This is a genomic window from Pseudorhizobium flavum (assembly GCF_044142885.1).
In the GTDB taxonomy this organism is placed as follows: domain Bacteria; phylum Pseudomonadota; class Alphaproteobacteria; order Rhizobiales; family Rhizobiaceae; genus Neorhizobium; species Neorhizobium flavum.
The window spans coordinates 253,200-273,539 of the sequence record NZ_JBIOKZ010000004.1 but is presented as its reverse complement, the minus strand read 5'-3'; the positions used below and the strand labels follow the sequence as shown (position 1 = coordinate 273,539).

19 protein-coding genes are annotated in these 20,340 nt (G+C 62.1%); 10 read left to right on the top strand and 9 right to left on the bottom strand.

The annotated features are described in order from the left end of the window. Positions 1 to 22 precede the first annotated feature (22 nt). Both ppsA and ACEPP2_RS10780 read right to left on the bottom strand, forming a co-directional pair. Positions 23 to 2,419, bottom strand: a complete 2,397-nt coding sequence (gene ppsA, locus ACEPP2_RS10785; protein ID WP_395516596.1) for a phosphoenolpyruvate synthase — start codon at positions 2,417 to 2,419, stop codon at positions 23 to 25. A gap of 117 nt (positions 2,420 to 2,536) precedes the next feature. Then, the gene (locus tag ACEPP2_RS10780; RefSeq protein ID WP_395516595.1) at positions 2,537 to 3,430 is read right to left on the bottom strand and encodes a helix-turn-helix domain-containing protein; all 894 of its coding nucleotides are present in this window, start codon (positions 3,428 to 3,430) and stop codon (positions 2,537 to 2,539) included. Between the two features lie 160 nt (positions 3,431 to 3,590). Between ACEPP2_RS10780 and ACEPP2_RS10775 the strand changes: the two genes are divergently transcribed. The 6 genes from ACEPP2_RS10775 to ACEPP2_RS10750 all read left to right on the top strand — a co-directional run bounded on the left by ACEPP2_RS10775 (position 3,591) and on the right by ACEPP2_RS10750 (position 9,706). Further along, positions 3,591 to 4,817, top strand: coding sequence for an amino acid ABC transporter substrate-binding protein (locus ACEPP2_RS10775; RefSeq protein WP_395516594.1), 1,227 nt, complete (start codon positions 3,591 to 3,593; stop codon positions 4,815 to 4,817). A 145-nt stretch (positions 4,818 to 4,962) separates the two neighbouring features. Further along, positions 4,963 to 5,835, top strand: a complete 873-nt coding sequence (locus ACEPP2_RS10770) for a branched-chain amino acid ABC transporter permease (RefSeq protein ID WP_395516593.1) — start codon at positions 4,963 to 4,965, stop codon at positions 5,833 to 5,835. Further along, positions 5,832 to 6,788 carry a branched-chain amino acid ABC transporter permease gene (locus ACEPP2_RS10765; protein WP_395516592.1) on the top strand — a complete coding sequence of 319 codons (957 nt, stop codon included), beginning with the start codon at positions 5,832 to 5,834 and terminating at the stop codon, positions 6,786 to 6,788. The genes ACEPP2_RS10770 and ACEPP2_RS10765 overlap by 4 nt, the downstream gene beginning before the upstream one ends. Continuing rightward, positions 6,785 to 7,513 (top strand): ABC transporter ATP-binding protein, encoded by a 729-nt coding sequence (locus tag ACEPP2_RS10760; protein WP_395516591.1) that lies wholly within the window; start codon positions 6,785 to 6,787, stop codon positions 7,511 to 7,513. The genes ACEPP2_RS10765 and ACEPP2_RS10760 overlap by 4 nt, the downstream gene beginning before the upstream one ends. Next, complete coding sequence (locus ACEPP2_RS10755; protein WP_395516590.1) at positions 7,506 to 8,219, top strand: ABC transporter ATP-binding protein; 714 nt, start codon at positions 7,506 to 7,508, stop codon at positions 8,217 to 8,219. Before ACEPP2_RS10760 ends, ACEPP2_RS10755 begins: the two co-directional genes overlap by 8 nt. Before the next feature lie 35 nt (positions 8,220 to 8,254). Beyond that, positions 8,255 to 9,706: an aldehyde dehydrogenase gene (locus ACEPP2_RS10750; protein WP_395516589.1), complete on the top strand. Its 1,452-nt coding sequence runs from the start codon at positions 8,255 to 8,257 to the stop codon at positions 9,704 to 9,706. A 71-nt stretch (positions 9,707 to 9,777) separates the two neighbouring features. Here the strand turns inward: ACEPP2_RS10750 and ACEPP2_RS10745 are convergent, their stop codons facing one another. From ACEPP2_RS10745 to ubiT, 4 genes are all read right to left on the bottom strand, one after another. Next, positions 9,778 to 10,431, bottom strand: a complete 654-nt coding sequence (locus tag ACEPP2_RS10745; protein WP_152339320.1) for a TerC family protein — start codon at positions 10,429 to 10,431, stop codon at positions 9,778 to 9,780. 354 nt (positions 10,432 to 10,785) lie between these two features. After that, positions 10,786 to 11,718 (bottom strand): ubiquinone anaerobic biosynthesis protein UbiV, encoded by a 933-nt coding sequence (ubiV, locus tag ACEPP2_RS10740; RefSeq protein WP_449619205.1) that lies wholly within the window; start codon positions 11,716 to 11,718, stop codon positions 10,786 to 10,788. A gap of 5 nt (positions 11,719 to 11,723) precedes the next feature. Next, the gene (gene ubiU / locus ACEPP2_RS10735) at positions 11,724 to 12,701 is read right to left on the bottom strand and encodes a ubiquinone anaerobic biosynthesis protein UbiU (protein WP_395516588.1); all 978 of its coding nucleotides are present in this window, start codon (positions 12,699 to 12,701) and stop codon (positions 11,724 to 11,726) included. After that, positions 12,692 to 13,201 (bottom strand): ubiquinone anaerobic biosynthesis accessory factor UbiT, encoded by a 510-nt coding sequence (gene ubiT, locus ACEPP2_RS10730; protein WP_395516653.1) that lies wholly within the window; start codon positions 13,199 to 13,201, stop codon positions 12,692 to 12,694. The genes ubiU and ubiT overlap by 10 nt, the downstream gene beginning before the upstream one ends. Before the next feature lie 95 nt (positions 13,202 to 13,296). On the opposite strand from ubiT, the gene ACEPP2_RS10725 reads away from it, so the two are divergent. Both ACEPP2_RS10725 and ACEPP2_RS10720 read left to right on the top strand, forming a co-directional pair. Beyond that, on the top strand, positions 13,297 to 14,802 hold the full coding sequence (locus tag ACEPP2_RS10725) for a UbiD family decarboxylase (protein WP_395516587.1): 1,506 nt from the start codon (positions 13,297 to 13,299) through the stop codon (positions 14,800 to 14,802). After that, positions 14,799 to 15,380, top strand: coding sequence for a UbiX family flavin prenyltransferase (locus ACEPP2_RS10720; RefSeq protein WP_281976363.1), 582 nt, complete (start codon positions 14,799 to 14,801; stop codon positions 15,378 to 15,380). Before ACEPP2_RS10725 ends, ACEPP2_RS10720 begins: the two co-directional genes overlap by 4 nt. Here ACEPP2_RS10720 and ACEPP2_RS10715 read toward each other — a convergent pair. Genes ACEPP2_RS10715 through ACEPP2_RS10705 form a run of 3 tightly spaced genes read right to left on the bottom strand, consistent with a single transcriptional unit; the run spans position 15,377 to position 18,273 of the window. Then, positions 15,377 to 16,660, bottom strand: coding sequence for a TRAP transporter large permease (locus tag ACEPP2_RS10715; RefSeq protein ID WP_152339326.1), 1,284 nt, complete (start codon positions 16,658 to 16,660; stop codon positions 15,377 to 15,379). The genes ACEPP2_RS10720 and ACEPP2_RS10715 overlap by 4 nt on opposite strands. 46 nt (positions 16,661 to 16,706) lie before the next feature. After that, positions 16,707 to 17,279 (bottom strand): TRAP transporter small permease, encoded by a 573-nt coding sequence (locus tag ACEPP2_RS10710; protein WP_198445845.1) that lies wholly within the window; start codon positions 17,277 to 17,279, stop codon positions 16,707 to 16,709. A 1-nt stretch (position 17,280) separates the two neighbouring features. Beyond that, positions 17,281 to 18,273, bottom strand: a complete 993-nt coding sequence (locus ACEPP2_RS10705; RefSeq protein WP_395516586.1) for a TRAP transporter substrate-binding protein — start codon at positions 18,271 to 18,273, stop codon at positions 17,281 to 17,283. Between the two features lie 263 nt (positions 18,274 to 18,536). Here ACEPP2_RS10705 and galE point away from each other — a divergent pair, with 263 nt between their 5' ends. Both galE and ACEPP2_RS10695 read left to right on the top strand, forming a co-directional pair. After that, on the top strand, positions 18,537 to 19,529 hold the full coding sequence (galE, locus tag ACEPP2_RS10700) for a UDP-glucose 4-epimerase GalE (protein WP_395516585.1): 993 nt from the start codon (positions 18,537 to 18,539) through the stop codon (positions 19,527 to 19,529). 123 nt (positions 19,530 to 19,652) lie between these two features. Further along, entirely contained in the window at positions 19,653 to 20,183 is a 531-nt protein-coding gene (locus tag ACEPP2_RS10695) for a DUF992 domain-containing protein (RefSeq protein WP_281976912.1), read from the top strand. The last annotated feature ends 157 nt before the right edge of the window (positions 20,184 to 20,340 follow it).

Here is a 20,340-nt window from a genome sequence, read left to right as displayed (position 1 = left end):
CGCACCTCCCAACTACCCTGTCTCAGGCTGCCGCTGAGCGACGTCCTTCCGCCTCGGAGACCTTCTTCTTCACAGCCACGAAGCTATCCGGGCTGACCGAGATGCTGTCGATGCCGCAGTCCACCAGGAACTTCGCGAACTCCGGATGGTCGCTCGGTGCCTGGCCGCAAATGCCTATCTTGGCGCCAGCCTTTCCGGCCTCGGTGATGACGCGGCGGATCATCCACTTCACCGCCTCGTCCTGTTCGTCGAACAGGTCGGCAAGCTCGCCGGAGTCCCTGTCCACGCCCAGGGTGAGCTGGGTGAGGTCGTTCGAACCGATCGAGAAGCCGTCGAAGTGCTGCGCGAACTGCTTTGCGAGGATGACGTTGGAGGGGATTTCGCACATCACGTAGACCTGCAGCCCGTTCTCACCCCGCTTCAATCCGTTTTCTGCCATCACCTCCAGTACTTTCTCCGCCTCCGAGACGGAACGGCAGAAGGGGATCATTACGACGACATTCTTGAAGCCGAGTTCGCTGCGGAGCTTACGGATTGCCCGGCACTCCAGCGCGAAGCCCTCGCGATAGCGGGGCGAGTAGTAGCGGGATGCACCGCGGAAGCCGATCATCGGGTTCTCCTCCTTCGGCTCGAATTCCGCGCCACCGACAAGGCCTGCATATTCGTTGGTCTTGAAGTCGCTCATCCTGACGATCACCGGCTTCGGGTAGAGCGCCGCTGCAATTCGAGCCAGACCTTCGGACAACTGGTCGACGAAATACTCCGACTTGTCGTCGTAGGCGGCAGTCAGCGCGGCGATTTCCTCTTTGGCGGCCTCATCCTTGAGGCGATCGAAGTGGACAAGCGCCATGGGATGGATGCGGATAGCGTTGCTGATGACGAACTCCATGCGCGCAAGGCCAACTCCGTCCGCCGGTAGCTTCCACCAGCGGAAGGCAGCCCCGGGATTGGCGAGGTTCAGCATGACCTTCGTCTCTGTCGTCGGAACGTCGTCCATGTTGAGCGTTTCGATATGGTACTCCGCGACGCCTTCGTAGATCATGCCTTCGTCGCCCTCGGCGCAGGAGACGGTTATCTGCTGGCCAGTGTGCAGGAGACGCGTCGCATCTCCGGTTCCCACAACAGCTGGAAGTCCCAGTTCCCGGCTCACGATGGCGGCATGGGAGGTGCGTCCGCCGTGGTCTGTGACAATGGCTGCCGCACGCTTCATGATTGGCACCCAGTCGGGGTCGGTCGTGGAGGTAACGAGGATCGAGCCGTCGACGAACTGGTCGATGTCCTTGGCCGTCTCGATGAGGCAGACCTGGCCAGAGACGATGGCATCGCCGATGGAGAGGCCGCTGACGAGCTGCTTTCCCTTGCTCTTGATGTGGTAGGCCTTGAAGACCGCAGCTTCGCGGTTGGACTGTACGGTTTCTGGGCGGGCCTGGACGATGTAGAGGCGCCCGGTCTCCCCGTCGCGGGCCCATTCCATGTCCATCGCGCAACCATAGTGCTGCTCGATGGTGGCTGCCCAACGGGCAAGCGTCAGGATCTCCTCATCGGCGAGCACGAAGGCCTCCCGCTCCGCCCTGGACGTCGGCACATTGCGCGTCGGCTGATCCCCGGTGCCGTAGATCATCTTGATAGCCTTTGCGCCCTTCTTCTTCGCGATGATCGGCCTTAACGACGGCTGGTCGAGGAGCGGCTTGAAAACCTGGTATTCGTCCGGATTGACCGCGCCCTGGACGACGTTTTCGCCGAGACCCCAGGCCGCGTTGATGAGGACCACCTTGTCGAACCCGGTTTCGGTGTCGATCGAGAACATGACCCCGGATCCACCGATGTCGGAACGGACCATCTGCTGGACGCCGATCGACAGAGCAACCTTCATGTGGTCGAAGCCCTTGGCTTGACGATAGGAGATGGCGCGGTCGGTGAACAACGAGGCGAAGCAGCGTCGGCACGCGTCGAGCAGCGGCTTCTCACCCGCAACATTGAGGAAGGTTTCCTGCTGTCCGGCAAAGCTTGCGTCGGGCAGATCCTCGGCTGTCGCGCTCGATCGGACGGCGACACTGGCGTCCGTACGACCTGCCCGCCTAGACAATTCGCTGTAGGCGGCAATGATGGCCTCCGCAGTCTCCTTGGGCCAGTCGCCCCGCAGGAATAGCTTGCGGACTGCCGCTCCTGTTTCCGCAAGACTGGCTTTGCCCGTCGTCCAATCCGCAATCAGCGCAGCCATTGCGTCTCGGATCCCATTCTCGTCGACGTAGTTCCAGTAGGCGTCGGCGGTGGTGGCGAAACCGGCCGGAACATCCACGCCTCTCTGCCCGAGTGTCTGGATCATCTCGCCAAGGGACGAGTTCTTGCCCCCAACCTTGGCGACATCGATCCTCCTGAGCTTCTCGAACCAGACCACGGGGGCTTCGGTAACGCTCATTGCTGACCTCCACGAATTACGGTGCGGGCCGCGTGCGGCCACCTTCAATGAGGGAGACGCTAGTCCGAGGGCAGCCGCTTAACCTTGATCCGTGTCAAGATCGGGTCATCCTTCCTATCAAGGCCAGGCGGCGAAGTTCGTCTCCTGCGTCGTTCGCTTCATGGCAGCATCCTGACGGTGTGCTTTCGGAGAGTGTCCAGCCACTCGCTTGAAGAAACGACTGAAATAGGCGGGGTCCTTGAAGCCGAGCACATTGGCAATTTCGGCGATCTGCATGGCGCTTCCGTCCAGAAGCATCGCCGCCTCCGCTACAAGTCTGCTGTGAATCAGCTCCATGGGCGTCCGCCCGGTTGCCCGACGGACGGCCGTGTTGAGACGGTCCGCCGTGACACCCAACGTGTTCGCATATTCAGCAAGCGACCAGTGTTCACGCGCGTGAAGTTCGACAAGATGAACGAAGCCGCGAAGGATCATGCGCGGCGAGGGCTGCGCCTGCTCCGTGGAGGGCTTCGAGAGGCGCCAGACCTGCAGGAGCAGAAGGGCCAGATGGTGGCGGACAGCTTCCTGCGCGCCCGGCACATCCAGACGCAGTTCCTGATCGATCGCAGCGATCGTGGAAAGCAGCTGCCTGGCGTCCGCAGTCGCCAACCGCGCGCCGAGGATGGGGCGGGTGATTGCATCGCGGACCTGCGAGAAGATGGCTCCCACGGGCATGGCCGAACCGAGAAGGACGTCGGGAATGGCAAGTGTTCCACCCTCAGCGCCGGCCTCGAACAGGATCGATCCATTCGCGTCGGCGGGTATCCAGACGATGGCGGGTCCGGCGACTACCACGTCCTGCTCTGCGAATGTCAGCAAACCGCTGCCGGCTTGAAGAACGAAGACGCGGCTCCGCCGGCCGCGAAAGGTCCACTCCATGCCGGCCAGGCCACCCTGGAAGAGACGGGCTTCGATGGGATCGGAAGGGGCCGCCGGTCTCGGCACGACGGATCCGGTGGATGAAGCTCTCAAGTCGGGGGTCCTGCTTTCCGTGAAAAGTACCAGTATCTCCTGTAAAAGTCTATTCCGTCCTTCGTTAGGCCTGTTACCGTCAGGAAGTCGAGCCGACTCCGTAGAACCGCGGTCGGATTGATCATGATGGCCCGGTGGAGCGGGTCCGAGGGAGGAATCCATGAAGAATTTGCTACGCAGGCAGGTCCTGCGCACGACGGCTTTGGCCGTCTCGACGCTCGCGTTTGGTATGGGCGCGGTCGCAACCGCTCAGGAGCGCGCATCGGTCAAGATTGGCTACGCGCTTTCGCTGACCGGGCCGAACGCCGGCGGTACCGGCATCACGACGCTGCCCAACTACCAGCTCTGGGTCAAGGAAGTGAACGACGCAGGCGGGCTGGAAATGCCCGACGGCAAGCGGTTGCCGATCGAAGTCGTCGAATACGACGACCGTTCCTCTGCGGAGGAGCTCGTGCGGGCGCTACAGCGCCTTGCAACCCAGGACGAGGTTGACTTCATCTTGCCGCCGTGGAGCACTGGCTACAATCTGGCGGCAGCACCATTGCTTGACCGCTACGGCTATCCGCATCTGGCTGCCACTTCGGTGACGGACAAGGCACCCGAATTCGCCGAACGCTGGAAGAAGAGCTTCTGGATGCTCGGCGGCGGCCACGACTACACGAGCGCCCTGGCCAAAGTCCTTACCGATGCGGCCGAAAAGGGAACGATCAATAAGAAGGTCGCGATGATCTCGATCGCTGACGGCTTCGGTATCGATCTGGTCAATGCGGCTCGTCCGTCGTTCCAGGAGGCCGGTCTCGAAGTCGTCTATGACAAGACCTACCCGGTCGGCACGACCGACTTCACGCCGATGATCAACGAAGCGAAGGCGAGCGGCGCCGACACGTTCGTGGCCTTCTCCTACCCGCCGGAAACCTTTGCCCTGACGCAGCAGGCGCAGGTCGCCAACTTCAACCCGAAGGTCCTCTATTTCGGTGTCGGCACGGCGTTCCCGATCTATGCCAAGAACAATGGCGAGGCCATCAACGGGATCATGGGGATCGGTGGCATCGACGGCACCAGCGAGAAGATCGCGGACTACCGCAAGCGCCATGAGGCTGCGACAGGCAAGGCTCCCGACTACTGGGCGAGCGTGATCACTTATGCCTCGCTGGAAATCCTGCAGGAAGCCATCAAGCGCAAGGGCCTCGATCGTGAGGCAGTTGCCGAGGAAATCGCTTCCGGCACCTTCGAGACGGTACTGGGCGAGACCAAGCTTGAAGACAACCAGCTTCGTGACCTGTGGTGGGCCGGCCAGTGGCAAGACGGACAGTTCGTCGCCATCGCGCCATCCGATCGTCCGGGTGCTGCAGAGCCGATGATCCCGCGGCCCGCCTGGAAGAAGTAGGCCGCTACGGCGCAAAGCTTGTCTACAGAAAAGCCTCTCCCCCTCCGGGGAGAGGACAGATTTCGACACCCGCTTTTGCTGACATCCGAGATGATATCCGACGGCACGTACTTGCCGGGATCTGGCCCATAAGAAGGAGCAGGCAGTGCTCACCACGACCCTTATCTCCGGACTGGTGCTTGGAGGGACCTACGCGCTGATCGCGATGGGACTGACGATCCAGTACGGCATCGCGAGGATCATGAACCTTGCCTATGGCGAGACGATCATCGCTGCCGCGTTCCTGGCCTATGTTCTCTACGGACAGTGGGGGATCGACCCCGTCCTTGGTTTGCTGGTCGCCGTCCCGATCGGGTTCGCCTTCGGCTACGTGATCTACGGCCTGATGCTGAGGCCGCTCGTTTTGCGCTCCGCTAGTCGGGAGAGCCTCGAAATCGACTCCATCCTGGCCACCTTCGGGCTGCTGTTCGTGATCCAGGGGGTGATGCTGGTCGTCTTCGGTTCCAATTATACCAGCTACAATTATCTGAATGTCGGCATCGAAGTGTTCGGTGCCGTGGTTGCCGCCAACAGGCTCCTTGCGCTCGCCCTCGCAGTCGTCATCGGCGGCGGGCTGTACCTGCTTCTCACGCGCACCCTCTGGGGCACGGCGTTGCGGGCTGTCGCGGTGGCGCCGAAATCGGCTCCGCTGGTCGGGATAGACGTCAATCGAGCCGCGCGCTTCGCCTTTGCAATTGGCTGCAGCCTGGCGGCGGCAGGTGGCGTCGTCGTCTCCACCTATCAGACCTTCACGGCCACCGCCGGCGTTGTCTTCACCATGAAGGCACTGGTGGTGGTGATCATGGGGGGCGTCGGCAATATCCTCGGAGCGCTCTCTGCAGGGCTGATCCTCGGACTGGTCGAGACCTTTGTCGCCTCCTACCTCGATCCTGGCCTGACGCTTGCCGCCACATACCTCATCTTCCTGGCCGTGCTGCTCTGGCGTCCGGCCGGCCTGTTCGGGAGATCCTCGCGATGACCCTGAAGACCGTCGCCTCCGCCGTCTTCTTCCTGGCGCTGCTCGCCGCGCTTGCCAGTGTGCCTTTCTTTGCCGGCGAGTATGCCGTCACGCTGATGATTGGCATGACCGGCTACGTGGTGCTCGCCACCGCCTGGGGCCTGTTCTCAGGTCCGACGCGCTACGTGTCGCTCGCCACCGTCGCCTTCTTCGGGATCGGTGCCTATACCGTCAGCGTGCTCAGTGAGGTGCTGCCCTATATCCTCGTCCTCGTGGCCGCCGGCCTCGTGGGCCTGGCCGTTGCGCTCGTCGTGGGGCTTGCGACACTCCGGCTCGCGGGCGTCTACTTCGTCATCTTCAGCTTTGGCCTGGCAGAACTCGTTCGGCAGCTCGTCACCTGGTACGAGGTCAATATCACCGGCACGCTCGGGCGTTATATCTTCCTGCCGGTTACGCCCGAAGGCATCTACTGGCAATTGCTGGCGCTTGCTGCTGCAACGCTCCTGTTCTCCTGGGCGATCGGCCGCAGCCGGCTGGGGTTGGCACTCAAGGTGATCGGCGACGATGAGGTGGTGGCAAGCCATTGCGGCATCAACATCGCCGGCGTGAAGCTCGCGCTGTTCTCCATCAGCGCCGTCATCATCACCCTTGTCGGTGCAATCCAGGCGCCGCGTTGGACCTATATTGAGCCCAGCATCGTCTTCAATCCGACCACGTCGTTCCTGACGCTGATCATGGCCCTGCTCGGCGGTGCGGACCGGCTCTGGGGCCCGTTGCTGGGTGCAATCCCGCTCTTCCTGCTGTTCGAATGGCTCTCGGCCAATTTCCCGAACCACTACCCCATCATCCTCGGCCTTATCTTCATCGCCATCGTCTTCGTACTGCCGAAGGGTGTGCTGGCGGCGGTCGAGAACCTGACCTCCCGTCGGACGTCCGACAAGGGATCCGCCGCTGGAGTGGAGGCCGTACAATGACCGAGATCCTGGCCCTGTCCGGCATAACCAAGCGCTTCGGCGGACTGACCGCCGTCAACGAGCTGAGCTTTTCGCTGGCGGCAGGCGAAGTGGTCGGTCTGCTCGGACCAAATGGCTCCGGCAAGACAACCGTGATGAACATGATCTCCGGCTTCTTTGCCCCGACGCAAGGGGTGATCGCGTTGAAGGGCGAGCCGATCCAGGGACTTGCACCCCATCGCATCGCGCCAAAAGGGGTCGCCCGGACGTTCCAGCTGGTCCGCGCCCTTCCATCGTTGACGGTCTCGGAAAACGTTCAGACCGCGCTCGCCTTTGGCAAGCAGAGGCTGTGGGGCGAGGAAGTCCGCGAGCGCGCCCTGCACCATCTGGAGGAAGTTGGTCTTGCCGAGCGTGCCGGCGAGAAGGCCAGCGACCTGACCTATATCGACCAGAAACGGATGGAGCTTGCGCGGGCGCTCGCTGCCGAGCCCGATCTTCTTCTGCTCGACGAGTGGTTGGCGGGCCTCAATCCGACTGAATTGCGCACCGGGATAGATCTGATCCAGTCGCTCGAGCAGCGCGGCACGACGATCCTGCTGGTGGAACATGTCATGGATGCCATCCGGGCATTGTGCGGACGCTGTGTCGTGATGAATGCCGGCCGCAAGATCGCTGACGGGCCCACCGACGACGTATTGCGAGACCCGGAGGTCGTGCGAGCCTATCTGGGAGACGATCATGCTTGAGATACGGGACCTGTCCTTGCACTATGGCCAGCACCTTGCGCTCGACCGGATATCGATCACGGTTGGCAAAGGCGAGACTGTGGTCATCCTGGGAGCGAACGGCGCGGGCAAGTCATCGCTCTTGAAGGCGATCGCCGGTATGACACCGGCAGACAGAGGAGCATCGATTGTGTTCGGAGGTAGGCCGATCCATGCTCTTCCGGCGCACGCGGTTCTGGAGGCCGGAATTGCACTCGTGCCGGAGGGCCGGGGGGTCTTTGGCGACCTCACCGTCGAGGAGAACCTTGCGCTTGGGGCTTATGCCAAGCGGGCCCGAGCCCATGCGAACGAGAATCGTGCCTTCGTCTACGAACTCTTTCCAAAGCTGCAGGAGCGCCGGCGCCAGTACGTAAACACCATGTCCGGCGGTGAACAGCAGATGGTGGCGATCGGACGGGCACTGATGTCGAAGCCGGAACTGCTGATGCTCGATGAGCCGAGCCTCGGACTTGCACCGGTCGTAGTCGGCGACTTGTTCCGCAGCCTCGGACGGATACGCGAGCGGGGCCTGGCGCTTCTGATCGTGGAACAGAACGTCAAGATGAGCCTTTCGATCGCAGACCGAGGCTATCTGGCGGAGGCCGGCCGGGTGACCGGCGAGGACACGGCCGCAAACCTGATGAACGACCTAGCTGTGCAGCGTGCATTTCTTGGCAGCGCCGCATGATCGACCCCAACAATGCGAGGATAGTGGAGAACTGCATGAGCATCCTGGGACTGAAGATCGATAACATCGAAATGGAAGCCGCCGATGGGCGCTATTTCGAGCGCATGAACCCGATAACAGGCGAGGTGGCGTCAAAGGTGGCCGCAGCGTCCGTCGACGAGGCTCGGCAGGCCGCCAATGCGGCCGCGAAGGCGTTTCCTGCCTGGGCGGCAACTGGCCCGGGCCAGCGCCGGAAGCTGCTCATGGCGGCCGCCGACCGGCTGCAGGAGAAGGCGCAGGAATTCGTCTCCGCAATGGCCGAGGAAACCGGCGCCACGGCAGGCTGGGCGATGTTCAACGTCGGACTTGCAGCCGACATGCTGCGCGAAGCTGCATCGATGACCACGCAGATCGCCGGAGAGGTGATTCCGTCGAACCGGCCGGGCAGCCTCGCAATGGCTGTGCGGCAGCCGGCGGGCGTCGTCCTGTCCATGGCACCCTGGAACGCGCCGGTCATCCTCGGCGTACGCTCGATCGCAATGCCGCTCGCCTGTGGCAACACGGTCGTCATGAAAACCTCTGAAATCTGCCCTCGCACCCACCGCCTGATTGTCGATGCACTTCATGAGGCGGGGCTTCCGGAAGGTGTGCTCAATGCGATTTCCAACGCGCCGGAGGACGCGGGCAAGATCGTTGAGGCGCTCATTGCGCATCCGGCAGTCCGGAGGATCAACTTCACCGGCTCCACGCGTGTCGGGAAGATCATCGCCGAAACCGCTGCGCGGCACCTGAAGCCTGCCCTGCTGGAGCTCGGCGGAAAGGCGCCTCTCGTGGTTCTGGACGATGCAGACGTCGGAGAGGCGGTCGCCGCAGCAGCCTTCGGCGCCTACATGAACCAGGGGCAGATTTGCATGTCGACGGAGCGTCTGGTCGTCGACGAGAAGATCGCTGACGAATTCGTTGAAGCCATGGCGGCCAAGGTTCGCACACTCAAGGCAGGCGATCCGCGTCGCAGCGATTCACCCCTCGGCTCGCTGGTCGATCTGAAAGCCGCACAGCGTGTGGAGGCCTTGGTCAAGGATGCCATTTCCAAGGGCGCCGTACTCGCCGCGGGCGGTGGCTGCGAAGGGACGCTGATGGACGCGACGCTTCTCGACCGGGTTACCCCGGCGATGCGTATCTATTCGGAAGAGAGCTTCGGGCCCGTCGCCTCGGTCGTGCGGGTGGGCTCGATCGACGAGGCGGTCCGGATTGCCAATGACACGGAATACGGGTTGTCTGCGGCCGTATTCGGTCGCGACGTCAATCGTGCCATGAGTGTGGCGCGCCGCATCGAATCCGGCATCTGCCATGTCAACGGGCCGACGGTGCACGACGAGGCGCAGATGCCCTTCGGCGGCGTCAAAGACTCCGGCTACGGTCGATTTGGGGGCAAGGCCGGTATTGCCGAGTTCACGGAGCTTCGCTGGCTGACGGTACAAGACGGGCATATTCATTATCCCATCTAAGGCGTCTAAGCCGATCACATAGAAAACGGCGCAGCAATGGCTGCGCCGTTTTCTACTGAACCGGGTTCCCCTCAGAGCCCTACATAGGGCGACACCTCGTTAAAGCCGCGCCAGATCATCTCCAGGGCGACATAGAGGATCACCGCGAGGCCGACATAGGCAATCCAGCGGTGCTTGTGCAGCAGGCGAGCGATGAAGCTTGCGGCAAGGCCCATCAGCGCGATGGACAGGGCTAGGCCGAAGACCAGAACCGTCGGGTGCTCGCGCGCGGCACCGGCCACAGCCAGAACGTTGTCGAGCGACATGGAGACGTCGGCAATGACGATCTGCCAGGCGGCTTGTGCAAATGTCTTGCGGGGTACGGTGCCCGCAACCGTGCCGTCGGCATTGAGATCCTGATCCTCAAGCGCCTCCGTCGCGTCGGTTTCCTCGGCGTGTGTTGTCCGAAGCTCGCGCCACATCTTCCAGCATACCCAGAGAAGCAGAACGCCACCTGCCAGCAGCAGGCCGACAATCTGCAGCAGCTGCGTGGTCGCGGCAGCAAATACGATACGAAGCAGCGTTGCCGCGATTATGCCGATGAGGATGGCCTTGTTCCGCTGCTCCTTTGGAAGTCCCGCTGCCGCAAGGCCGATGACGATCGCATTGTCGCCGGCCAGTACCAGGTCAATCATGATGACCTGCAGGAAGGCGGTCAGCACTTCCTGCGAAAACATTTCGCCCATTTTGCACCCTGTCCTTTTCTGCGGGAGCCCGGACACGGCATCATTGATCCGTCGTCCGCCGCACCGGTTGGTGTGAGGAACAAGCTAGATCGTCGACGGCCGCTATCTGATCAAAACCGGGACACCCTGATCGAAATTTTTCCAGTCCGACATCACAGCCGACGGCTGCCAGAGGGGCCCGGCCTGGTAATCGCACACCTATTCCTATCGCTGCTGAAACTCAAGCGGCTCCTCCCAATTGGCTGGATGGCAAGTACCTGTAGCAAAAAGCCGGAAAGGAAAGAGCAGGTCCGTCTTTCCGCCGGGCCCTCTCTCCCGATTTGAATAGACGCAAAGAAGCTGTGTGTGAGACCGCTAAAGCGTGGCGTGGGCGGCGGTGTTGCGTGCTCGCGCTACCCAGGCCGCACCTTCGCGGGCGTGAAGGAAGCCATTCGAGAGGGGAACCTCCTGATAGATGAGGCCGACCCGTGCCACAGCCTCTTCCGCCGCGATGCGATCCGCCAGAAGATCAGCGAACACCTCCGCAATCGCCACCATGTCACAGTCCTGCGGCGACAGGCGGAAGCGCGAAACCCCCGCCTCGCGCAACGACGGCAGCTCCGCGGCAAGCATCTGACAGGTGTGGGACACGGTCTGGACGCCGTTCAGGACCAGGAAGGATTGTCGGTCGAGTGTCCGGACGGGAAGACCATCCGGCTCTTCGCCGCAGACGAACTGGCAGTTGTCCTTGATGTGCCCCTTGGATCTCGCATGGGCGCAACGGGCCGATATCGCGAGCGGCATCCGCCCGAAGGCGAAGACTTCGTAATCGACCTCGTGTGCGTCCCCGGCAATCGCCGAGATGGACGCCATCGGCAGTTCCGGCGGCAGGCAGATGGTCCGCGCACCGCGAGACGCCAGAAGCCTTGCCGTCGCCGCGTTGTAGACATTGATCAGGGGGCCGATCACGTGCTCTCTGCCGTTCAGCAGACCCAGGGCGGACAGGTCGCTTGCCTCCACCAGATTCGTCGTCGCCTCGATCAGATTGCGCACGTGCTGGCTTTCCCGCTCTAATGTCACCATGGCAAGCGTGGACAACACGATCTCCTTTCCGGCCGCCGCCAGTCGTTCGACGACATCGGCGATGTAGGGCTCGGTGAAGTGCAGCCGCTTGGAGCAGACGGTTTCGCCAATCACCACGCGGCTGACGTCCGCTTCGTCGGCGATACGGAAATAGAAGTCACGCCATTTGGGGCCGTCCCAGAGATAGAGCACGGGTCCCAGGGTCAGGCTGGCGGCTGTCGGCATGCACTTCATCTCCATTTTTTCTCGTAGGCGCCCGACGTGGTCTTCTGGCCTTCGCTCAGATGGCGCAGGCGGCCGAGGAGTGCCTGACGCTCCGTCCCCTGCGCCGAGAGCGCGCGCCGGAGCGTGCCGACCACTTCGGCGACATACGCTTTGCCGCGCTGGCGGCCTTCCACCTTGAGGGCGCTCACGCCCGCCTCACGCAAGGCATCGACGTGATCCATGATGTCCAACGAGACCGGATCCTCGAAGGCATAGCCATGGCTGTCGCCGACTTCGAAGCGACCCTTGCAAAGCGTGGGATAACCGGCGGCCTCGCCCGGGGGGAACCGGTTTATCGTATAGTCGCCGAGTTCGGAGACGAGTTCGCCGCTGTCCTCGCGGTATCGCACATGGGTCGCGGGCGAGCAGACGCCATTCATGTTGGGCGACTTGCCGGTGGCATAGGAGGAGAGCGAGCAGCGGCCTTCGGCCATCACGCAGAGGCCGCCGAAGACGAAGACCTCGACCTCGCAGTCGATCTTGCGGGCGATCCGGGCGATGTCGCTGATGGTCAGGGTCCGCGGCAGGACGACTCGCTTCACGCCGAATGCCGTGACCAGGAATTTGATTGCATCGACATTCGATGCCGAGGCCTGGACGGACGCATGCAGGCGTTGCTCAGGATGATGTTCTGCCACATGCGCCATCAGGCCGAAATCCGCCACGATCAACGCGTCCGCGCCGACCTCGACAGCGTCAGCGGCTCTCTTGTACCAGAGCGTCTCGCTTCCGGCCCGCATGAAGGTATTGAGTGCCACTAGGGTTCGAACGCCCTTCTGCCGGGCGTAGGAGATGGAGCTGGCCAGTTCCTCGCGACTGAAGTTCAAGCCGGGGAAGTTGCGGGCATTGGTCTCGTCGGCAAAGCCGCAATAGACGGCATCGGCACCTGCATCCACGGCCTCCCGAAAGGCGGCTGGAGTGCCTGCCGGACAAATCAGTTCCATCTCTGTTGCTCCTGCGGAAGAACTCGCTCCCGTATCTCGTAAGCGGCCCGTCTGAGCAGCGAGCCAAAAGGTCCTGCCAGCTTGCCTATCTCTGTCGGCAGGTCGATCAGGCTGTCGTCGAGCGCATTTCGAAGCGCGAGCATTGCTTCCATGTCGCCCGTAACGGTGATCTCGCGGGCGAAGAACAGGGCATCGGCGTCACACCGCCCCTCCAGGAGCGCCAGCAGGTGGACGATCGTAGCTTCGATGGTGCAGTCGGCAGTGGCATTCTCCGTCTTCCGGATGACGGAGAGGGATGGGAGCGATGGGTCGACGATAAATGCGACAGGCAGATCGGTCGGCCGGAAGGCGAACCGTTTTTGTCGATAGGCACCAAGCCGATGGAAGAGGTCCGGATGCTCGGCGAGGACTTTCCTAAAGACCATCTGCGTCGCTCTTTCGAAGATGGGCAGCGGCACATAATGGATCGGGAGCGACAGGTAAGAAGGGATTTTCATCAGTTGAATCCTAGAGATGGGCGACCCTAGTCCGGATTCGGCGGACCGACTTGCGCTAGAGCAAAGACAGCTCGGTTTTTGCCCGCGACAGACAGCGCATGGACACATGCACGCCGCCGCGCAGCTATGAATCGCTTCAGCATTTCGTGGGGGAGCTCGAACGACGTGGGCGGCTGACGCGGATCACGCAACCGGTCAGTCTCGTCCATGAAGTGACCGAGATCCACCGCCGGGTCCTGAATGCCGGGGGGCCTGCCCTTCTGTTCGAGAAGCCGGTCCATGCAGACGGGCGCCCCTCCAACATTCCGCTGCTGGCAAACCTTTTTGGGACGCGGGAACGTATCGAATGGGGACTGGGGCTTGCTGGAGGCGGGATTGGCGGACTGGCCGAGTTGCTTGCCAGGCTCCGCCACCCAGAGTCGCCAAGATCAATCCGCGACGTGATGAGCAGCCTGCCCTTGTTGACCGCTGCCCTTGCGATGCGCTCCAGCCGGACCGTCAATCCGACGTGCCAGGAAGTCGTTTGGCGGGGCGAGGAGATGGACCTTGCGCGGCTTCCGATCCAGTGGTGCTGGCCGGGAGAGCCGGCACCGCTCGTGACCTGGCCACTGGTGATTACGCGCAGTCCCGATGATCCGAGTGATATCAATGTCGGCATCTACCGGATGCAGGTGCTCGGCAAGAACCGGTTGGTCATGCGCTGGCTCGCCCACCGAGGAGGCGCAGGTCACCATCGCCTGTGGCAGCAACGTGGGAAGGATATGCCGGTGGTGGTCGTGATCGGCGCCGATCCTGCCCTGCTTCTTGCCGCTGTCATGCCTCTGCCCGAGGGCATGAGCGAGCTTTCGTTCTCCGGCGTCCTTAGGAAACGGCGAACCGCTGTCGGCAGGGCGCTTACCGTGCCGCTGCCAGTGCCGGAAAACGCAGAGATCGTCCTGGAAGGTACGGTGTCGGCGACCGAGACTGCCAATGAAGGGCCCTATGGCGATCACACGGGCTACTACAACTCGGTCGAGCCGTTTCCGGTCATGCAGTTGTCTGCAATCACCAGCCGACGAAAGCCTGTCTACCTCTCCACCTTTACCGGGCGGCCGCCGGACGAGCCGTCCGTTCTGGGAGAGGCCATGCTGGAACTCTTCCTGCCTCTCGCCAAGCGGCAGTTCCCCGAGATCACCGATCTGTGGATGCCACCGGAGGCCTGCTCCTACCGCGCGATGGTCGTCTCCATCGACAAGCGCTATCCGGGGCAGGCGAGGCGGATCATGATGGGGCTCTGGTCGATGTTGCCGCAGTTCAGCTATACGAAGCTGATCATCACCGTCGATCCCGACATCAATGTCCGCGATTGGGCCGATGTCCTGTGGGCGCTCTCCACCCGGTTCGACGCCGGACGTGACCTGCTGCTCATCCGTGATACGCCGATTGATTATCTCGACTTTGCGTCACCCCAGCCGGGGCTCGGAGCAAAGCTTGGGCTCGACGCAACCAACAAGCTTCCCCCGGAGACCGATCGCGAATGGGGGCGCGTGCTTTCCATGTCTGCGGATGTCGTTTCGAGGGTCGATGCCCTTTGGGCGGACCTGGGGCTGGGGGGATCACGATGAGGACCGTCCGCGTCGTGATCGGCATTTCGGGGGCATCCGGGGCTCTCATCCCGCTCAGGATCCTGCGCCTGCTGGCGGAAACGGGATCGGTCGAAAGCCACGTGGTGGTATCGTCCGCGGCCGAGAAAACGCTGTTGCACGAGGCCGGCGCGGACGCGCTCGACCAGATCCGGCAGCTTGCCGGACGGCTCTACCGCCGCGACGACATCGGCGCGGCGATTGCCAGCGGTTCCTTCCATACGGATGGCATGATCGTGGCGCCATGCTCGATGCGGACGCTCGCCGCAATCGCCACCGGTACGTCGGACAATCTCCTCGTGCGGGCGGCCGACGTCCACCTGAAGGAGCGGCGCAAGCTGGTCCTGCTGGCGCGGGAGACGCCGCTGCATCTCGGGCATCTCCGCAACATGTGTGCCGTGACCGAAATGGGTGGCGTCATCATGCCGCCGGTTCCTGCCTTCTACCACCGGCCAACCACAGTCGACGAGATCGTCGATCATTTGGCCGCGCGGGCGATCGACCAGTTGCACCTGCCGATCGACTCGCGGTCACGGGAGTGGAACCCGGATTTGCCCTAAAATCCAGCAAGCCTCGGCAGCCATGTCGAAAGCGCCGGTACGAACGTCACCAGGAGCAGCACCACCACATAAGCGATGAGGAAGGGGGAGATTTCCCGGGTGATCTCGCTGACCCTGATCTTGACGACGGACGAAACCACGAAGAGCAGGGCACCCACCGGCGGCGTGATGAGGCCGACCGTGAGGTTGAGGATCACGATCATGGCGAACTGTATCGGGTCTACGCCAAGCTGGAAGGCAATCGGCGCGAGGATCGGGACAAGGATCATCACCCCGGGCAGCGGGTCCATGAACATGCCGAAGATCAGCAGCAGCACGTTGACCGCGAGGAGGAAGACGATCGGGCTGAGGTTCCAGCCAATGATGGTGTCTGCCAGGAACTGCGGAACGCCTTCAATAATGAGGACCCAGGCGAAGGCACGCGCGGACGCCAGGATCAGCAGTATGCCGACGGTCACCATGGCTGAGCGGAAGATGATCTCGGGAAGGTCCTTCACCTTCAGCGAACGGTAGATGAACATACCGCAGAAGAGTGCGTAGAAGACCGCGATCACGGAAGCCTCGGTGGGCGTGAACCAGCCAAAACGGATGCCGCCGACGACGATGACGATGAGTGCGAGCGCGGGTACCGCGTAGAGCGTATTTGCCACCATCTCCTTGAGGCTTGGCCTGATGTCCAGCGAGCGATAGCTCCGCTTGCGGGAGACATAGAAGTTCACGACGCACATCGCCGCAGAGATGACGAGACCAGGCACCACGCCCGCCAGGAACAGCCCGCCCACCGACACCCGCTGATCCTGAAGTGCATAGATGATCATGGTGATGGAGGGAGGGATGATCGGGTCGACGACGGCGACCGCTGCCGCAAGCGCGGAGGCATACCGCTTGTCGTAACCACTCTTCTCCATCATGCGGATCGACATTGCTCCAGGGCCGGCGGCGGCGGCGAGCGCGGAGCCGGAAATCCCTGCGAAAAGCGTGGTCGAGATAATGCTTGCGTAGCCCAGGCCACCCCGCGCCCTGCCGACGAACTGGGATGCCAGCCGCAGCAGGTGGTGGGTCAGCGCGCCGCCCGTCATGAGTTCTGCAGCCAGGATGAAGAACGGTACTGCCAGGAGAGGAAAGCTGTCCACGCCTGTGAACATCTCCTTGATCACCACGATCTGCGGATAGCTGCTGCCCAGCACGACTGCCAGCCAGGTCGCAATCGCGAGCGTGAAGGCGACAGGAACGCCGAGAGCCAGCAGGACGAAGAACGAAGCAAAAAGTATGATGATCATCGGGTTTCGAATTTTTCGGCTGGATCGTGAGGGGCGGCGGTCACCGTTATCCTGCCACCGGCGGGGCGTCGTCGCTCTGTTGAAGAGCGCCCATTCCGCCCGCAAGATAAGTCTTCAGGACCAGCAGGAAGTGGATGATGAGCAGGCCGAAGCCGATGGGCATGGCGAGGTAGATGTAGCCGAACGGAATCCTCGTGGAGGGTGTCGTCTGAAACATTGTCCGCTCCACGTAGATCTTTCCGGCCCAGATCATCGTCAGGAAGAAGATGATCATGATCGCTGCGACCAACGCGCGGAGCGCCCGTGCCTGGCGCTCCCCTAGCACCGCCTGCAGATTGTCGATTGCGACCAGTCCGCCGTGGCGGAGTGTCAGGCCGGCGCCGATAAAGGTCAGCCAGATCATCAGATGGCGGGAGACCTCGTCCGACCATGTGATGGAGTGGTTTGTGAAGTAGCGAAGGCAGACATTGGTGAAGACAAGAACGGCCATCAGCGAGAGGATCGCGATCAGCGCCCATCTATTGGCTTCGATGAAGATCGTTTCGGCCTTGCGTGCCAGCATTTCAGGGGCCCCCGTCGAAGTGGCGCCCCGCCGTTCGGCGGGACGCTTCAAGGTCATTTCACTTCGTTGCAATGATCTGGTCGATCAGTTCCTTGGTGAAGGTCTCGTAGTACTGCTCGTAGGCCGCCTGGATTGCCTGCTGGAACTGCGCCTTCTGCTCGTCGCTCAGTTCGTTGACCTGCATTCCTGCCTGCTTGGCAGTTTCGACGCCATTCTTCTCCGAATCGTCGACGAAGGCGCGCATGGCTTCCTGGCCCTTGAACGCGCCATCAGCGAAGATCTTCTTGTCCTCGTCCGAAAGGCTGTCCCAGAAGGTCGGCGAGACGATCAGCATGGCGGGAGAGTAGACGTGGCCGGAAACGGTCAGGTACTTTTGCACTTCCCAGAGCTTGGCGGAGACTATCACCGATAGAGGATTTTCCTGCCCGTCGATGGCGCCCTGCTGCAGGGCGGGAATGACCTCCGGCCACGACATGGGCGTCGGAGCAGCGCCTGCCGTTTCGAAGGCGGTGATGTGAACCGGGTTTTCCATCGTGCGGATCTTCAGACCGGCAAGATCTTCCGGTTTCTCGATCGGCTGGCGATTGTTGGTGATGTGGCGGAAGCCCTGTTCGCCCCAGGCGAGCGCGATCAGCTGCCGGTCCGCGAACTTCGAGAGGATATCCTGGCCGATCGGCCCGTCGAGGACTGCACGCGCATGGCCGAGGTCGCGGAACAGGAAGGGGATGTCGGTGACGCCGATCTCTGGCACGAAGTTGGAGAGAGCTCCGGAAGAGACCACAACGGCCTGAACGCCGGTTCCGAGCTGCAGCCCTTCAATGACCTCACGCTCGCCGCCCTGGGCGGAGGAGGGGAAATGCGTGAAGGTGAACCGGCCGCCGCTGGTTTCGGTAACATATTTGTCCCAACCATCGGCAGCAGCGCCGTAGTGCGATTCCCGCGCCAGAGCGTAAGCGATCTTGACTTCGGTAGTCTGGGCAAAAGCGCCACCGGTCCAAAGAGTGGATGCAGCAAGGCCAAGGGCGGCGAGGCGCCCGATAAACATGTTCATGAGTGTTCCTCCTACTACGAGACCCGCATGTGCAGGGTTCCCGTCCGTCCATCCGCGAAAACCATAGCAGGGTCAAGCTGTCAGACAACCCGAGGAGTACGCTTCCCAGATCGAAGGAGCTGTTTTTCAAATTGTCCGGCCGAGGCTCCGTGAGCCGCACTACCTGCCCGCCACGCCGGTAACCTTACTATATCTCGCTTGTTTCAATCTATTTAGTGCCGTCTATATTGCCGCCGTTCCAATCGTTTGTGTGGCGAGGGCGTATGACGCAGAAGAAAGTCCTGGTAGTCGGGGGAGCGGGATATATCGGCTCGCACACCTGCCTCGTTCTGGCTGAGCGGGGTTACCAGCCCATCGTTTTCGATAACCTCTCCAACGGCCATTCGGAGTTCGTTCGCTGGGGGCCGCTCGAGGAGGGGGATATCCGCGACCGGAAACGGCTGGACGAGGTTTTTGCGACCCATCGCCCTGACGCGGTTCTTCATTTCGCAGCACTGATCGAAGTAGGCGAGTCCGTCAAAGATCCGGTCGCCTTCTACGAAAACAATGTCGTGGGCGCCCTGACCCTGTTGTCGGCGGCCATGTCGGCGGGTGTCGACGCGTTCGTGTTTTCCTCCACCTGTGCGACGTACGGACTCCCCGATCAGGTGCCGATGGACGAGACCCACCGGCAGGTCCCCATCAATCCCTATGGCCGGACCAAATGGATCATAGAGCAGGCCCTCAAGGACTTCGGTACCTACAAGGGGCTGCGCTCCGTCATGCTGCGCTATTTCAATGCCGCCGGGGCGGATCCCGATGGGCGGATCGGCGAGTGGCATAGCCCGGAGACGCACGCCATTCCGTTGGCAATCGAAGCAGCACTTGGTCGCCGAGATGGTTTCAAGGTCTTCGGCAGCGACTATGACACGCGCGACGGCACGTGCGTACGCGATTACATCCATGTCCTTGACCTCGCGGACGCACATGTCCGGGCCGTCGACTATCTTCTGGAGGGGGGAGAGACCGTCGAGCTGAACCTGGGAACCGGTACCGGGACGACGGTGAAGGAGTTGCTGGCGGCCATTTCCGTCGTTTCGGGTCGACCCTTTCCCGTTGAATATGTGGGCCGACGCGACGGCGATTCCACGTCGCTCGTCGCAGACAATGCGAGGGCGAGGGAGGTGCTTGGCTGGCAACCTCGGTTTAGCCTCGAGGAGATCATCCGCTCCGCCTGGCACTGGCATTCCCGCACCAATCATGGCGGTGGCGGCTGAAACAAAGGGTAACAAACCGTCATTTGCGGTGTGGATCATTTTTGCGACGTTTTCGTTCTCTCTCCTGAAAGCGGTGCAGGGGCCTTCAGGTCACCTGCGGGGGCGTTTCCAAGGAGACCTATGATGAGAAGAATTTTCGCGTCCGTACTCGCTGCCGCTGTCGCAGGTCCAGGCGTATCGGGAGCCATTGCTGCTGATGCCGTGCGCTATTCTGAGCCGGCGCCGGCTTATATACACGAGGATGCCCGCAACGGGGTCAAGATCGGCTACCTCACCTGCGATATCGGAGGGGGCGTGGGATATGTCCTAGGCTCTGCCAAGGAAGTGGGCTGCGTTTTCACCTCCACCGACGGCAGCCGCCGGGACGAGTATGTCGGCAACATCCGCAAGATGGGAATCGATCTTGGCTTCACGACCCGCGGCAAGCTGGTCTGGGCCGTCTTTGCGCCCACCGCGGGCTACCATGCCGGTTCGCTGGGCGGCCTTTACCAGGGCGCAACGGCAGAGGCGACCGTTGGTGCTGGTGTCGGTGCCAACATCCTCGTCGGTGGTACATCCGGCTCGATCCACCTGCAGACGGTCAGCGTCCACGGCCAACTGGGTCTGAACATCGCTGCTACGGGCACTTCCATGACCCTCACACCGGTCGGTTGAGCGTCAAAAGCTGTCTGGAATATAAAAGGCCCTCCCGTCGAGGGCCTTTTTCATGTCGCGTCCCGAACCTGCGCTGCTCGAGGCCCCCGCGTAGGCTGATCGGCCTCAGGAAGCTTTGCTTGAGTCTCGTGACAATCCGGGGTATTCGCCCCCCTTT

Excerpts from the sequence above, each read along its gene's own strand:
- ACEPP2_RS10775 (WP_395516594.1), top strand. The coding sequence starts at position 3,591 with ATGAAGAATTTGCTACGCAGGCAGGTCCTGCGCACGACGGCTTTGGCC.
- ACEPP2_RS10705 (WP_395516586.1), bottom strand. The coding sequence starts at position 18,273 with ATGAACATGTTTATCGGGCGCCTCGCCGCCCTTGGCCTTGCTGCATCC.
- ACEPP2_RS10760 (WP_395516591.1), top strand. The coding sequence starts at position 6,785 with ATGACCGAGATCCTGGCCCTGTCCGGCATAACCAAGCGCTTCGGCGGA.
- ppsA (WP_395516596.1), bottom strand. The coding sequence starts at position 2,419 with ATGAGCGTTACCGAAGCCCCCGTGGTCTGGTTCGAGAAGCTCAGGAGG.
- ACEPP2_RS10765 (WP_395516592.1), top strand. The coding sequence starts at position 5,832 with ATGACCCTGAAGACCGTCGCCTCCGCCGTCTTCTTCCTGGCGCTGCTC.
- ACEPP2_RS10715 (WP_152339326.1), bottom strand. The coding sequence starts at position 16,660 with ATGATCATCATACTTTTTGCTTCGTTCTTCGTCCTGCTGGCTCTCGGC.
- ACEPP2_RS10755 (WP_395516590.1), top strand. The coding sequence starts at position 7,506 with ATGCTTGAGATACGGGACCTGTCCTTGCACTATGGCCAGCACCTTGCG.
- ubiV (WP_449619205.1), bottom strand. The coding sequence starts at position 11,718 with ATGCCGACAGCCGCCAGCCTGACCCTGGGACCCGTGCTCTATCTCTGG.
- ACEPP2_RS10695 (WP_281976912.1), top strand. The coding sequence starts at position 19,653 with ATGAGAAGAATTTTCGCGTCCGTACTCGCTGCCGCTGTCGCAGGTCCA.
- ACEPP2_RS10720 (WP_281976363.1), top strand. The coding sequence starts at position 14,799 with ATGAGGACCGTCCGCGTCGTGATCGGCATTTCGGGGGCATCCGGGGCT.
- ACEPP2_RS10750 (WP_395516589.1), top strand. The coding sequence starts at position 8,255 with ATGAGCATCCTGGGACTGAAGATCGATAACATCGAAATGGAAGCCGCC.
- galE (WP_395516585.1), top strand. The coding sequence starts at position 18,537 with ATGACGCAGAAGAAAGTCCTGGTAGTCGGGGGAGCGGGATATATCGGC.
- ACEPP2_RS10745 (WP_152339320.1), bottom strand. The coding sequence starts at position 10,431 with ATGGGCGAAATGTTTTCGCAGGAAGTGCTGACCGCCTTCCTGCAGGTC.
- ACEPP2_RS10725 (WP_395516587.1), top strand. The coding sequence starts at position 13,297 with ATGGACACATGCACGCCGCCGCGCAGCTATGAATCGCTTCAGCATTTC.
- ubiU (WP_395516588.1), bottom strand. The coding sequence starts at position 12,701 with ATGGAACTGATTTGTCCGGCAGGCACTCCAGCCGCCTTTCGGGAGGCC.
- ACEPP2_RS10710 (WP_198445845.1), bottom strand. The coding sequence starts at position 17,279 with ATGACCTTGAAGCGTCCCGCCGAACGGCGGGGCGCCACTTCGACGGGG.